The organism is Sulfitobacter delicatus (assembly GCF_900102535.1).
Taxonomy (GTDB): Bacteria; Pseudomonadota; Alphaproteobacteria; order Rhodobacterales; family Rhodobacteraceae; genus Sulfitobacter; species Sulfitobacter delicatus.
This window is the reverse complement of record NZ_FNBP01000002.1, coordinates 74,520-87,337: the sequence shown is the minus strand read 5'-3', so window position 1 is coordinate 87,337 and position 12,818 is coordinate 74,520. Positions and strand designations below refer to the sequence as shown.

The following is a 12,818-nucleotide window of genomic DNA, read 5'->3' as shown; positions in this document are numbered from 1 at the left end:
CTACAGGCGTCAGCTAACCTCTGCCGCACTGCGGCGAAAGGGGGTGGCATTTGGGTGGGCAGGGTTCTGCCAGAGCGTCGGCGAAGCAACGCCGACAGCGCTAACAGTGACGCTGCGGCCTTTACCAAGCGTTAAATCTGCTCAGCCGACAAAGGCCTTTTCGACCACGAAATGCTGGGGGTCGGAGTTGGCACCCTCGGTCAGGCCAAAGCCTTCGAGAATCTGCATAATATCCTTGTTGAAGCCCAAGCTGCCGCAGACCATGGCGCGGTCGTGGGTGGCATTAATCTGGGGCAGGCCCAAATCTTTGAACACGGTGCCATCCTGCAAGAGATTTGTGATCCGGCCCATCTTGGGGCTCTCTTCGCGGGTGGTCGTCGGATAATAGCGAATCTTTTCGAGGTTCTCGGTGCCAATTAGCTCTTGCATCAATTCGTCTGCCTTCAGCCCTTCGATAAGCTGACGGCCATACTCAAGTTCCGCCACATCGCGGCAGGTATGGGTGACGATGACCTCGTCGAATTTCTCATAGGTCTCCGGCTCGCGCAGCAGGCTGGCGAAGGGGGCAAAGCCGGTGCCGGTGGCGAACATCCACAGCCGGTCGCCAGGCAGCAGCGCGTCATGCACCAGCGTGCCCACGGGTTTCGGGCGCAGGATGATCTGATCGCCGGGTTGGATGTGTTGCAGCTTGGAGGTCAGCGGGCCGTCTTGCACTTTGATCGAGTAGAACTCCAACTCATCGTCCCAAGCGGGCGAGGCGATGGAATAAGCGCGCAGCAGGGGTTTTTGCTTGCCGGTTTCGGGGTGCGGGTCGCCCATCAGGCCGATCATCACGAACTCGCCCGAGCGGAAACGCAAGGATGCCGGGCGGCTCACGCGGAAGGAGAACAGCTGGTCCGTCCAATGGGTGACGCTTGTCACGGTCTGGGCGTCCGGCAATGTCGGGACGGGCTTGGCGGCGGTCTGGTTCACTTTGCTCTGCTCAGTCATCTGGGTTTCCGCAAATCGGTTTGCGGCCTCTACTTATGTCATGGGAAGGGTAAGGGCAATCAATGCGCCCTTTTAGTCAGCCGCGCAGGCGGGCCTGATAGTTATGGGCCTGCCAATCGGCACGGGCTTGCCATTGATTTTCGGGTTGGCGGGCGGCGAGGTCATCGTCGATCTCAACCTCGTCAAATCCTGCCCGCCGCGCCATGGCGTATTGATCGGCCAGCACGTGACCCTTTGCGCGCAGGCGGCCGGTGTAGCCGCGCAGGCGCAGGGTGCGGGCGATAGAAAAGCCGCGCCCGTCCGCGAAGGAGGGGAAGTCGACGCGGATCATCTCCAGCGCGGGGGGGAGGGCCACGGCTTGGGCATCTGCGTCAGAGGCCAAATCAACGGCGCGGCAGTCATTCGCGGCCCCGTCCTTGCAATAGCCGTGGGTCCAATCGTCAGCGGCGAAGCCTGCGTCGGTTACGAGGGTGCTCATGTCTTGTCTCCTGTTCGGACCACTTTGCCGTTCACAAAATGGATGCCGCATTCTTCCTTACTCTGATCGCGCCAGCGCCCGGCGCGGGGGTCTTCGCCCGGTGCCACGGGCGAGGTGCAGGGCGCGCAGCCGATTGAGGGGTAGCCCTTGGCTACCAACGGATGGCGCGGCAGGCGGTTTTCGGTGATGTAATCGGCCACATCCGAGGTTGCCCAATAGGCCAGTGGGTTAACCTTGATCCGCGGCGCGCTGCCGTCTTCGGGGGTCTCGACCTCGAAGAACTTCAGCGCGGCCCGGCTGCCGGATTGAAAGCGTTTGCGCCCGGTGATCCAGCCATCGTGGCCTGCCAGCGCATTTTGCAGCGGGCGGGTTTTGCGCAGGGCGCAGCAGGCGTCGGTGTCATATTGGTGCAGGGTACCGTCGGGGTCTTGAGCCGCGATTTCGGCGCTGCGCAGGGTGGTGACGCGGCGCAGGCCGAGGCGTTCGCTCAGCTCCTGTTGATAGACCAGTGTCTCGGCAAAGAGCATCTCGGTGTCGATGAAGAGCACCGGGATGTCGCGTGAGACCATCGCCGCGAGGTGCAAAAGCGCCACGGATTCTGCGCCGAAGCTGGAGACTAGGGTGAGGGTTTCAATCTCGTCCACGGCGCGGCGGATCACGTCAGTTGCGCCGTGGTGGCGCAACTCTTGGTTCAGGCGGGCCACCTGATCCTCGACCGCGTGCAGCGCCTCGAAGGGCGGTGCAGCGGTATTTGAGAAAGGATGAAGTTTAGGGGTATCAAGCGGCATTGGCTTGGGCTTCTGGATAGAGGACGGCTTTGAAGGGGGCGAGGCCGAGGCGGCGGTAGGTTTGCAGGAAGGTCTCGGTGGGGTCGTTGCGCAGGTCGAGATAGCCCAGAACGAGACGTTCGATGGCGGGGATGATGGCGTCGGCCGAAAAGCCGGGGCCGGTGCGGGTGCCCAGGGTGGCGTCTTCGGTGCCGTCGCCGCCGAGCGTGATTTGGTAGTTTTCCACGCCAGCGCGGTCGAGGCCCAGAATACCGATATGGCCCACATGGTGGTGGCCGCAGGCGTTGATGCAGCCGGAGATTTTGATTTTGAGCGGGCCGACGTCATGCTCCAGTTTCAACTCGTCGAAGCGGGTGGCAATCTCTTGGGCGATGGGGATCGAGCGGGCGGTGGCCAGCGCGCAATAGTCCATGCCGGGGCAGGCGATGATGTCCGAGATCAAGCCGATGTTGGCGGTGGCCAGTTTGGCGGCTTTGAGGGCGGCGTGCAGCTCGGGCAGGTCGCTGCGGTGGACGTGCGGCAGGATCACATTCTGCTCGTGACTGATGCGCAGCTCGTCATGGCCATAGCGCCGGGCGAGGTCTGCCATTACGCGCATTTGGTCGGCTGTGGCGTCGCCGGGCGTGGCGCCATGGGCTTTGAGGCTGATCGAGACGATGGCGTAGCCGGGGGCGCGGTGGTCGGCGAGGTTGGTGTCGGCCCAGGCGCGGAACACGGGGTCGTTCGTGTAGGCGGACTCGTATGCTGCGAGAGGGGCGGTTTTGAACTGGGGGGCGGCGAAATCGGCTTCGATGCGCGCGAGCATTTGCTGGTCGACGCCAGAGAACTGGCTGCGGATCAGCGCGTATTGCGCGTCGACGCGGGCGCGGATGTCTTCGATGCCGTTTTCATGCACGGTGATTTTTAGGCGTGCTTTGTATTTATTGTCGCGGCGGCCAAGGACGTTGTAGACGCTGACGATGGCTTCGAGCGTCGGCAGCAGGTCTTCGGCGGTGACGAAATCATAGAGCACTTTGCCGATCATGGGCGTTCGGCCGAGGCCACCGCCGACGATGACTTCGAAGCCTTGTTGGCCGTCACGCTCCACAATGCGCAACCCGATGTCGTGGGATTTGATCACGGCGCGGTCGGCTTCGGCCCCGGTGACCGCGACCTTGAACTTGCGCGGCAGGAACTGGAACTCGGGGTGGTCGGTGGACCATTGGCGGATCAGCTCGGCCACGGGGCGCGGGTCGGCGACCTCATCTGCGGCGGCGCCGGCGAAGTGGTCGGCGGTGACGTTGCGGATCGTGTTGCCGGAGGTTTGGATTGCGTGGAGCTTTACCTCGGCCAAGGCATCCAACATGTCGGGCACGTCGCGCAGTTCGGGCCAATTGTACTGGATGTTCTGGCGCGTGGTGAAGTGGCCGTAGCCCTTGTCCCACCGCTCGGCGATATAGGCGAGTTGGTCCATCTGAGCGCTGTTCAGCGTGCCGTAGGGGATCGCCACGCGCAGCATATAGGCGTGCAGTTGCAGGTAGAGGCCGTTCATCAGGCGCAGGGGTTTGAACTCATCCTCGGTGAGCGAGCCATCGATGCGGCGCTCGACTTGGGCGCGGAACTGGGCGTTGCGCTCGGCAAGGAATTGGTCGTCGAATTCGGTGTAGCTGTACATCACAGGCTCTCCTGTTTGCCGTGGGCGTAGTTCGACGGGCCTTTGGCGCGGAACTCTTCGCGGAAATGGGTTGGGCGGGGGCCGGTCTCGCTAGGAGTCACATCGGCGAGGTAGACGCCGACCACCAAGTCGGCCTGCGTCAGCGCGTCGATCATGCGCAGGTCGGCGTCGGCTTCATCGGTGAGGACTTCCGCCTCGGCGAGGTTGCGGGTCCAGCCGGTGGCGGTCTGGTAGATGACATCGCCTTCGAGCAAAGCATTGGCGGTGACGACCTTGGGGGTGAAGGGTTTGGGCATATCAGGCCATCTCCTCTAACGGGGTTTGGGTGGCAGCTTGGGCGGCGGCGCGGGGGGCGAGGCCGTAGAAGGTGAGCGCGGGGCCGGTCATTTGCGCGTCGGCTAGATCCTGAGGCAGGGCGCTCAACGTGGTGGAGAGCACCCGTTGATCGGGGCGTGAGGCGTTTTCGATCACGGTGACGGGCGTGTTGCGCTCGGCACCGTGCATAAGCAGGCGGCCTTGGACGAAACGGGCGGATTTCTTGCCCATGTAGATCGCGGCGACCTCATTGGGGCGGGCCAGAGCGGCCCAATCGTGATCGGCAAAGCCCTTCATGTCGTGGCCCGTCAGGAACCGCACTGAGGTGTTGCGGTCGCGTTTGGTGAGGCTTTGGCCGATGCCCGCCACGGCGGCCGAGGCGGCGGTGATGCCGGGCACGATGTGCCAAGTGATGCCATGGGCGTCGACGGCGTCGATTTCCTCGTCGAGGCGGCCAAAGACGGTGGCGTCGCCGGATTTCAGCCGCACCACCTGCGCGCCGCTTTGGGCGTGTTCGACCAGCAGGGCGTTGATGCTGTCTTGGGTCACCGAGGGGCCAAAGCCCTCTTTGCCGACATCGATCATCAGGGCTTCGCGGCGGGCCAGTTCCAAGATCTCGGGGCTGATGAGGCGGTCGTAGATCACCACATCAGCTTCATCCAGCGCGCGGCGAGCCTTGAGCGTCAGCAGTTCTGGATCACCGGGGCCGCCGCCGACAAAGGCGATATGGCCGGGGCGGGCGGAGCGGCTGAGGTGGTCGTTGAGCAGGGTGTCGAGCGCGGGGCGCACCGCTTCGGGGCCTTCTGCAATGGCACGCGGGCCGCTGGTGAAGTAATAGTCGCGCCAGAAGTCGCGACGCGGGCGGCCCATTGGCAGGGCGTCGGCGAGCTTGCGAAAGCCCTTGCCGATGCGCGCGAGGGCGCCAAGGGTGGTTGGCAAGCGTTCTTCGAGATCGGCTTTGATGGCGCGGGCCAGCACCGGGGCGGCGCCTTCGGTGCCGATGGCAATTGTGACCGGGTCGCGGTCGACGATGGCGGGGGTGATGAATTGGCTGTCGTGGAGGTTGTCGACCACATTGACCAGCGCGCCGCAGGCCTTTGCAATGGCGGCGGTGCGGGCGTCTTCTTGGGCGTCTTCGTCGGCGGCGTAAAAAAGCTTGGCGCAGAGCGCGTCGCCTGCGTCCATCGGGCGGCGGTGCAGGGTCAGACGGCCCTCGGCGGCCCAGCTTTCGATCTGAGGGTCGGGCGTGGGCGCAAAGACGATCAGCCGTGCCGAGGTTTTCAGCAGCAGGCGCAGTTTGGCCAATGCCGCTTCGCCGCCGCCCGAGAGAACGATCCGCTGGCCGCGGGTGGCAAGGAAGATGGGGAAATGGTCCATGATGCGCCCTGTTTCTGGTTTGACTTGACCTCATATATAGGAAATATTCCCACTAAATGGCTATATACTGGCGCAGATAAGAACATGCGTTCGCTTATGCCGAAGGTTAAGCATGAACGTCCTGCCGGGGCGAGAAGGAAGAGAATGACTGTCCGAATAGATGAGACCGACCGGAAAATCCTGGCGCAGCTGCAACGCGATGCGAGCCAGTCGCTGGACGATATTGCCCGTGAGGTGGGGTCTTCTAAGACGCCCGTGTGGAATCGCATCCGCAAGCTGCGCGAGGCGGGGGTTATCGGTCAGCAGACCGTGGTGCTGGATTCCGAAGCGCTTGGGTTCGAGGCCTGTTTCTTTGTCTTGATCCGCACGTCAGAGCATGAGGCGGCGTGGCAGGCGGCGTTTTTGAAGGCGCTCAAGGACCGGCCTGAGGTGCAAGAGGCGCATCGATTGGCGGGGGATATCGACTATATTCTGAAAGTGCGGGTGAAAAACGCGCGGGCCTATGATGTGTTCTATCAGGCGCTGATTTCAGAGGTGAAGGTGCATAACGTCACGGCGCTGTTGTCGATGGAAGAGATCAAGTCGACGACGATGTTGCCGATTTGATTGGGCGGGGCGGGCCAACGCGAATGGCCCGCCCCTTGACGGTGTTGCTTTTAAGTATTTTTGGCCAAAAAGAGATTAGGCCGAAGCGAGGGCGGCGACGATTGGCGCGAAATCATCGGCTTTGAGGCTGGCGCCACCGACGAGAGCACCGTCTACATTCTCTACCGCGAATATCTCAGTTGCGTTGCTGGCTTTCACGGAGCCGCCGTAGAGCAGGGGCAGGGCATTGCCGATCTCGGTGCCGAAACGGGTGGTGAGGCGGCTGCGGATGAAATCGTGCACTTCGGTGATCTGCGCGATGCTGGGGACTTTGCCAGTACCAATCGCCCAGATCGGTTCATAGGCGATGACCGTGTTGTCGGCAGTGACGTCGTCGGGCAGGGAGCCGTCGAGTTGAGCGCCGATGATGTCGAGCGTCTCGCCCGCTTCACGCTGTGCGTTGCTTTCGCCGATGCAGATGATGGCGGTGAGGCCCGAGGTCCAAGCAGTGCGGGCTTTGGCCTGTACGTCCGCATCGGTCTCGCAATGGGTGTCGCGGCGCTCGGAATGACCGAGGATGACATGGGTGGCGCCGGTGTCGGCGATCATGGTGGCGGAGATGTCGCCGGTGAATGCGCCCGCCTCTTCGGTGTGACAATCCTGTGCGCCGATCTGGATGGGGCAGCCGTGCACCGCGTCTGTGGCGCGAAAGAGCAGGGGGCTGGGCGGGCAGATCACCACCTGCGGCGGGTTTTCCGGCAGGGCGCGGCTCAATGCATCGAGTTCGCAAAGGGCGGCGGCGGTGCCGTTCATCTTCCAGTTGCCAGCGGCGATTTTGGGGCGCATCGGGTCCGTCCTGATCTGTTTAAGCTCAGGATGAGTTCGCAGCACGGGCGGCTTTCGTCAAGGCCGGGGCGCGATCACTTCGCGCCGAGGCTCTCGTCGAACTTGATGGATTCGCCACAGCCGCAGGCTTCGGTCACATTCGGATTGCGGAACTTGAAACCGGATTCCAGCAGCGTGGTCTCATAGTCGATCTCAGTGCCGAAGAGAAACATCTGCGCCATCGGCGCGATCATGACCCGCGCACCGTCTTGCTCGACCACTTCGTCGTTCGGATCAGTGTCTTCGACATAGTCCATGGTATATTCCATGCCGGCGCAGCCACCCTTCTTGACGCCGATGCGCAGGCCTGCGTGGCCCGCTGACTGCATCAGCTTCGCGATCTGGGCCGCGGCTTTTGGGGTAAGGGTGACGGCTTGCTTGCCGGGGATGCCAAACATGAGAATTCTCCTATGCGGCCAAGATAGGGGGCGTGGCCGGTGATCTCAAGCCGTCTGGAGAATTATCAGAGCAAATTGATCAGGGATTGCGTGGCAAAGGCCACGAGGAGCGCCCAGCCGAAGGAGGCCAGCGTGCCGATGATGACATATTCGCTGATCTCGCGGCTTTGGGAGACCGTGTCGAACCGCAAAATGGATTTCGCTGCGATGAGAAAGCCGATACCGGTCGGCTCGCCCAGCATTACCATCAGATAGATCAGGGCGCGTTCCAAAAGACCGATGATGCGCCCGGCATTGTCGAGCCCGTCCGGCTGTGCCTGCGCCTTATAGGGCTGCATCAAGCCGCCCACCGCCGGGCCACCTGCCAGCGTGGCGGCGATCAGGCCAGTTGTCAGCAAGGCAGACGCTATCAGGTTTTCGGCATGCTCCGCCCAGAGACCTTGGGCAAAGGCGTTCGGCATAAGGTAAGCTGCGAGTGCGATGGTGGCGAGATGGGCCAATTGGTCGGTGAGGTAGGGCCAGAGCCGGTCGCGTTGAGAGGACGGGACCGCATAGGTTTTGAGCGCGTCAATCGCGAGATGCGCGAGAGCCAGCGTTGCCGCGAGAAAGAGGCTTCCGCCCAAAGCCAATCCCGTTAGGGCAAAAACGATGAACGCGTGTAGGAGCAGAACCGCGGGTCTGTGTTTGTTGGTGACCATCCATCGGGTTTGGAGCACAAAGTCTGCAAAGACATGGGCGATGAGGCAGGCAAGGCCGGTGGCGATGAACGTATCCGTCATGGGTATGCCTAGCTTAGAGTAACGACAGGTTAATATGGCTGTAATTGGTGAAAACAGCTTTATGTGGCTGTATGTTTGCTATCGGAAGCCTCATTCAAGTTTCTCTTCGCTTTCGAGCAGCGAGCAAACCTCAAACACCTCGTCCAACCCGGCCGCTGTTACGTGACCTTGCACGCTTTGCTGGGTCAGGCCCAGACTGTCAGCCAGTGCGGCCTGCGCTGGGCGGTCGGGGGCAAGCATGTAATAGGCGACCTCGGCCTGTCGCATGGTCCAGCCGGTGGCGAGGCGGTCGGCTAGGGGGAGGGCGCATTGTAGAGCAAGCGGGGCATTCGGCGCGATCAGACGGCGGTCGCGCGGCATGGCGTCGAGCGCGTGGCCTGAGGCCACCAGCGCTTCGCCGTCGGCATCGGCAAGATCGCTGCCGGTAAGACTGGCGGGGCCGATCCCAATGGCGATGCGGGTGTCGGCGGTCTTGGCGCCGCGGCGAACCGTGGCACGCAGGACCATCGCAGCCCGAAAGGTTAGCGTTGGACGCACCGAAAGCTGCCAACCGTCGCCGCGAAAGCGGGTCAGGCGGGTGGGGGCGTCCTGCCAGGCGGCGATAATTTCGGCGGCTTCAGCCAAACGGTCAAAGGCAGCGGACAACTCACCGCGGGACATCGCGCTCGAATTGACAATGTCGCCAGTGAAAATCGCCCAAGTTTCCATGTCTTGCCCTTTGTTTTTCGTAATGTCGCAGGATGGGTAAATCCTTGCAAGACTGTCGAAACGCAAAGGGCCGCCCGGAGGGGGCGGCCCGATCTGTCGCACAATGAACAGGTAGGGTCAGAGACCCATGCAATTGGCGTAGAAGGTCGTGGTTGCTGGCCAGTCAGAGAAGACACCAACCACACCCGCGTCCTGCGCCAGAACGTCGAGTGCGACGAGGTAATCGCTGTCATCCTTGACCACATCGCCCACGGACTGGAAGTACCAGCCGCCGCCGGAGGCCAGCGGGCCGGAGCGTTCCAGCGTCCAAGCGATCAGTTCAATGCCCGCTTCCTTGGCCGCTTTCGCGTAATCAGACGCGGCCATCGCGCCATCTTTGTTGGTCAGCAGCATGTTCAGCGAAGCGCCGAGGTAGTTCACACCTTGCTCTTTAAGGCTCGCGAAATCTTCGGCCCAAGTCTCGGGGTTTTGCTCGTCAAAGCCGTCTTCCCATTGCACGAGATAGACCGCCTGTTTGCCGAACTCCGGCTCAGCCTTGATCCAATAGAGCACGTCATCCAAGTTGAACGACTGGGCCCAGACATCAGAGGCGGGGACGCCTGCGGCTTTGTACTCATCGACCAGCTTTTGCGCATAGTCTTCCTGCGAGAAACCCTCATGCGGCATCTCGACCGACGGGGATTTCAGCTCGGGCGTGAACTTAGCGCCAAGGGATTTGAACAGCTCAATCGACTCCGCGTGGGTCATCAGATCGGCCTTATCAGTGTAAAGCTGGGTGCGGAATGCTGCGACACCGCCCTGATAGTCTTCAACCGTTGTCGCGGTCTTGTCGGCGCTGTCCATCTTGGGCGTCAGGGTGCGGAACTCTTCGAGCGTCAGATCCGAGGTGCGGCATTCAGCGCTGGCGGGGGTATCACCGGAGGCGCCAGTGAAACCTGTGGTGCATTTCTCAGCAAGATCGGAGACCAGAATATTGGTGGTGGTGTGCAAATCGTTCTGCGCGTGACGGCAGACCAATTCGTGGTCAGAGGTAAACGTCACATCGCATTCCAGAATGCCTGCGCCCATCCGCGCGGCGGCGACGTTGGACTGCACGGTATGTTCGGGAAACATCAGCGGGGCGCCGCGGTGGCCGATGGAGAAGTCGCTTTTCGACGCCTCCTGACCGATGCAGGAGGCCAGCTTGTCCTTCAATTCGCCGTCGGGCAGCTTATCGACCAGATAGGCCGGGCGGGGGCCGTAATCGATGGGCGTGGCAGCGGCGTGGCTTTCAGCAAATGCCAGGCTCGGCGCGAGCGCCAAGGCGGAAAGGGATACAAGTGTGCGCATGATCTAATCCATTCGTGAATGATATTCCGGTGCCTTAATTGCGGCACTCGGTAACGGTTTCACGACAGATAGATTTCAGTCAAATGAAGACTGGGCCGTTAGCGCAATCGGCAAATTGCCGCCGACTGCATCTGGTACACAAGTTACTGATCTTATGCAGTTTTTCTGCGGCGCAGCATCGCAAAAGCAGCAGTCTGGCTTACATGAATCCCAGTTCAAGCCGGGCTTCGTCAGACATCATGTCCATGCCCCAAGGCGGCTCCCAGACCAATGCGACATTGACCTGCTTTACGCCCGGAATCGGCTCGACCGCATCTGCGACCCAGCCCGGCATTTCACCGGCCACGGGGCAGCCCGGCGCGGTGAGCGACATCTTGATGTCGACTTCGTTCTCGTCATTGATGTCGATCGTATAGATCAAGCCAAGTTCATAGATATTCACCGGAATTTCCGGATCATAGACCGAGCGACAAGCCTCGACGACCTGCTCATAAAGCGGGTGATCGGTGGAAGAGGGCGCAATCAGCGGCGTCCCTTCGAGCGGTTGGGTCTGTTCGGTCATCTCTTGCCTCGCATCATTCTCGACGTTTTATATAGGGATTGCGGGCGGGGGCGTAAAGTGGGGGTGGTACGCCCGTTTGGTGGAACGCGCGCGCCCGAAGGCACGCGCGGGTTTTAGGTGCAGCGTGTGGCTTACCGAGGTTCGCTGCGCAGCCCTTTGTAGATCGTGTAGCACATCACCAGCATCAAGATCGCGAAAGGCACGCCCGTCGCCGTGACCCCGGCCTGCAGCGCCGAAAGACCGCCGCCGATCAGGAGTACAATGGCGATGAGCCCCTCGACCACGCACCAGAAGATCCGCTGCGGCACCGGGGCGTCGATCTTGCCGCCGGCGGTGATTGTATCGACCACAAGCGAGCCGGAATCCGAGGAGGTGACGAAGAAGACCAGTGCAAGGAAAATGGCGATGGTCGACGCGGTTTTGGTGAAGGGCAGCTCATTCAACATGCCAAAGAGCGAAAGCTCGGGCGAATAGCTGTCGATCACATTGGCTTTGACCAACGAGCCTTCTGGATCGGTCAGGATTTGCTCGATCGCAATGCCGCCAAAGACGCCCATCCAGATGAAGATGATCAACGAGGGGATCAGCAGGACACAAACGATGAATTCCCTAACCGTGCGGCCCCGCGAGACCCGAGCAATGAACATGCCCACGAACGGCGCCCAAGACACCCACCACGCCCAGTAGAAAGCCGTCCAGCCTTCGCGGTAGGCGTCGTCACTGCGGCCAAAGGGGTTAGAAAGCGGGATGATCTCGGCGGTATAGGCGATCAATCCGGTCCAGAAACCGCTCAATCCCACCAGTGTTGGACCTACGAACAGGACAAAGAGGAAGAACAGCACGGCAATGCCCATGTTGATCTCCGACAGGATCTTGACCCCGCCGTCCAAGCCCCGCCAGACAGAGACCAGCGCCACGGCGGTCACCAGAATGATGATCACCACTTGCGCGGTTGTCGAAATCTCCAACCCAAAGGCAAAGTTGAACCCCGCATTGGCCTGCTGCGCGCCCAGCCCGAGGGAAGTGGCAAGGCCAAAGAGTGTCGCAAAGACCGCCAGAATGTCGATCAGATGCCCCCACCAGCCCCAGACACGCTCGCCCAAGATCGGGTAGAAACAAGAGCGGATCGAGAAGGGCAGGCCTTTGTTGTAGGTGAACAGCGACAGGGCCAGCGCCATGATCGCATAGACCGCCCAGCCGTGCAGACCCCAGTGATAGAAGGTCGCCGCCAGCCCCATGGCCCGTGCGGCTTCGACGTTTTCAGGGATGATCGAGCCATCCTCGGCAATGGGCAGGGGCACGCCCAGGGGGCCGGAGACATTCATATGGTAGACAGGTTCAAGCACGCCAAAGAACAGCAGCCCGATCCCCATGCCCGCGGCAAAGAGCATGGCGAACCAAGCCGGGTAGGAATAGTCCGGCTCAGCATCAGCGCCGCCGAGCCTGACTTTGGACATTGGCATGAAAATCAAAGCGATACAGAAGATGACGAAGATGTTCACGATGATCATGAACAGCCAGTCGAGCTTGGTGGTGGCAAAGTCACGCACCGCTAGGAAGATGGCACCTGCCTCATCTGGAAAGATCAGCGTCAGCAGCACAAAAGCGACGGCTGTGAGGCCCGAGATGACAAACACCGGGTTGTGAATGTCAAAACCGAGCGGGCCGAGATTGCCGTCGATATTGTCTTGGCCGACTTCGAAATCGGTATCGATTTCGCCGTCTTCGGTCGTGGAATCTGTCATATTATCCCCGCATTCTGTTGCACGATGCTGGCGTCGGATGCGCGGCAAGGGCCGCAAAATGCGCCAGTTCTGGGGAATAGATAGATCGCTCGGGGCGCTAGTCCCGAATATTCCGCTGCAATTTTGGGATGTGTTGCGGGCGACGGATCGCGTTCGCAGGGGCCGTTGAAGGAGAGACTTTGACGTCACGCGGCCCCCGCCCAAGAGGGCGGAGGAGAATGTTTA

The 12,818-nt window shown here is 61.3% G+C and carries 14 protein-coding genes; 1 reads left to right on the top strand and 13 read right to left on the bottom strand.

All coding sequences use genetic code 11. From position 1 onward, the window contains the following. Positions 1–141 precede the first annotated feature (141 nt). The 6 genes from BLS57_RS03695 to cysG all read right to left on the bottom strand — a co-directional run bounded on the left by BLS57_RS03695 (position 142) and on the right by cysG (position 5,602). Positions 142–990 carry a ferredoxin--NADP reductase gene (locus tag BLS57_RS03695; protein WP_093739339.1) on the bottom strand — a complete coding sequence of 283 codons (849 nt, stop codon included), beginning with the start codon at positions 988–990 and terminating at the stop codon, positions 142–144. A gap of 76 nt (positions 991–1,066) precedes the next feature. Continuing rightward, a complete protein-coding gene (locus tag BLS57_RS03690) occupies positions 1,067–1,468 on the bottom strand; it encodes a DUF934 domain-containing protein (protein ID WP_093739337.1) in 402 nt (133 codons plus the stop codon). Then, on the bottom strand, positions 1,465–2,256 hold the full coding sequence (locus BLS57_RS03685; protein ID WP_093739335.1) for a phosphoadenylyl-sulfate reductase: 792 nt from the start codon (positions 2,254–2,256) through the stop codon (positions 1,465–1,467). The genes BLS57_RS03690 and BLS57_RS03685 overlap by 4 nt, the downstream gene beginning before the upstream one ends. Then, positions 2,246–3,910: a nitrite/sulfite reductase gene (locus BLS57_RS03680; RefSeq protein ID WP_093739333.1), complete on the bottom strand. Its 1,665-nt coding sequence runs from the start codon at positions 3,908–3,910 to the stop codon at positions 2,246–2,248. The genes BLS57_RS03685 and BLS57_RS03680 overlap by 11 nt, the downstream gene beginning before the upstream one ends. Beyond that, positions 3,910–4,206, bottom strand: a complete 297-nt coding sequence (locus BLS57_RS03675; protein ID WP_093739331.1) for a DUF2849 domain-containing protein — start codon at positions 4,204–4,206, stop codon at positions 3,910–3,912. The genes BLS57_RS03680 and BLS57_RS03675 overlap by 1 nt, the downstream gene beginning before the upstream one ends. Before the next feature lies 1 nt (position 4,207). Continuing rightward, complete coding sequence (gene cysG, locus BLS57_RS03670; protein ID WP_093739329.1) at positions 4,208–5,602, bottom strand: siroheme synthase CysG; 1,395 nt, start codon at positions 5,600–5,602, stop codon at positions 4,208–4,210. A gap of 144 nt (positions 5,603–5,746) precedes the next feature. Here cysG and BLS57_RS03665 point away from each other — a divergent pair, with 144 nt between their 5' ends. Continuing rightward, positions 5,747–6,208 (top strand): Lrp/AsnC family transcriptional regulator, encoded by a 462-nt coding sequence (locus tag BLS57_RS03665; RefSeq protein WP_093739327.1) that lies wholly within the window; start codon positions 5,747–5,749, stop codon positions 6,206–6,208. 75 nt (positions 6,209–6,283) lie between these two features. On the opposite strand, the gene tpiA is transcribed toward BLS57_RS03665, so the two are convergent. From tpiA to BLS57_RS03630, 7 genes are all read right to left on the bottom strand, one after another. Next, entirely contained in the window at positions 6,284–7,033 is a 750-nt protein-coding gene (gene tpiA, locus BLS57_RS03660) for a triose-phosphate isomerase (RefSeq protein ID WP_093739325.1), read from the bottom strand. A gap of 74 nt (positions 7,034–7,107) precedes the next feature. Beyond that, a complete protein-coding gene (locus tag BLS57_RS03655) occupies positions 7,108–7,470 on the bottom strand; it encodes a HesB/IscA family protein (RefSeq protein ID WP_093739323.1) in 363 nt (120 codons plus the stop codon). 65 nt (positions 7,471–7,535) lie between these two features. Then, entirely contained in the window at positions 7,536–8,249 is a 714-nt protein-coding gene (locus tag BLS57_RS03650; RefSeq protein ID WP_093739321.1) for a DUF3307 domain-containing protein, read from the bottom strand. A gap of 90 nt (positions 8,250–8,339) precedes the next feature. Then, positions 8,340–8,957, bottom strand: coding sequence for a hypothetical protein (locus BLS57_RS03645; RefSeq protein WP_093739319.1), 618 nt, complete (start codon positions 8,955–8,957; stop codon positions 8,340–8,342). 117 nt (positions 8,958–9,074) lie between these two features. Beyond that, positions 9,075–10,286 (bottom strand): glycerophosphodiester phosphodiesterase family protein, encoded by a 1,212-nt coding sequence (locus tag BLS57_RS03640; RefSeq protein WP_093739317.1) that lies wholly within the window; start codon positions 10,284–10,286, stop codon positions 9,075–9,077. Between the two features lie 199 nt (positions 10,287–10,485). Further along, a complete protein-coding gene (locus BLS57_RS03635; protein WP_093739315.1) occupies positions 10,486–10,848 on the bottom strand; it encodes an SUF system Fe-S cluster assembly protein in 363 nt (120 codons plus the stop codon). Between the two features lie 131 nt (positions 10,849–10,979). After that, positions 10,980–12,593, bottom strand: coding sequence for a BCCT family transporter (locus tag BLS57_RS03630; RefSeq protein WP_093739313.1), 1,614 nt, complete (start codon positions 12,591–12,593; stop codon positions 10,980–10,982). Positions 12,594–12,818: the final 225 nt, after the last annotated feature.

Coding starts and splice junctions, on each gene's coding strand:
- BLS57_RS03695 (WP_093739339.1), bottom strand. CDS start 990: ATGACTGAGCAGAGCAAAGTGAACCAGACCGCCGCCAAGCCCGTCCCG.
- BLS57_RS03690 (WP_093739337.1), bottom strand. CDS start 1,468: ATGAGCACCCTCGTAACCGACGCAGGCTTCGCCGCTGACGATTGGACC.
- BLS57_RS03685 (WP_093739335.1), bottom strand. CDS start 2,256: ATGCCGCTTGATACCCCTAAACTTCATCCTTTCTCAAATACCGCTGCA.
- BLS57_RS03680 (WP_093739333.1), bottom strand. CDS start 3,910: ATGTACAGCTACACCGAATTCGACGACCAATTCCTTGCCGAGCGCAAC.
- BLS57_RS03675 (WP_093739331.1), bottom strand. CDS start 4,206: ATGCCCAAACCCTTCACCCCCAAGGTCGTCACCGCCAATGCTTTGCTC.
- cysG (WP_093739329.1), bottom strand. CDS start 5,602: ATGGACCATTTCCCCATCTTCCTTGCCACCCGCGGCCAGCGGATCGTT.
- BLS57_RS03665 (WP_093739327.1), top strand. CDS start 5,747: ATGACTGTCCGAATAGATGAGACCGACCGGAAAATCCTGGCGCAGCTG.
- tpiA (WP_093739325.1), bottom strand. CDS start 7,033: ATGCGCCCCAAAATCGCCGCTGGCAACTGGAAGATGAACGGCACCGCC.
- BLS57_RS03655 (WP_093739323.1), bottom strand. CDS start 7,470: ATGTTTGGCATCCCCGGCAAGCAAGCCGTCACCCTTACCCCAAAAGCC.
- BLS57_RS03650 (WP_093739321.1), bottom strand. CDS start 8,249: ATGACGGATACGTTCATCGCCACCGGCCTTGCCTGCCTCATCGCCCAT.
- BLS57_RS03645 (WP_093739319.1), bottom strand. CDS start 8,957: ATGGAAACTTGGGCGATTTTCACTGGCGACATTGTCAATTCGAGCGCG.
- BLS57_RS03640 (WP_093739317.1), bottom strand. CDS start 10,286: ATGCGCACACTTGTATCCCTTTCCGCCTTGGCGCTCGCGCCGAGCCTG.
- BLS57_RS03635 (WP_093739315.1), bottom strand. CDS start 10,848: ATGACCGAACAGACCCAACCGCTCGAAGGGACGCCGCTGATTGCGCCC.
- BLS57_RS03630 (WP_093739313.1), bottom strand. CDS start 12,593: ATGACAGATTCCACGACCGAAGACGGCGAAATCGATACCGATTTCGAA.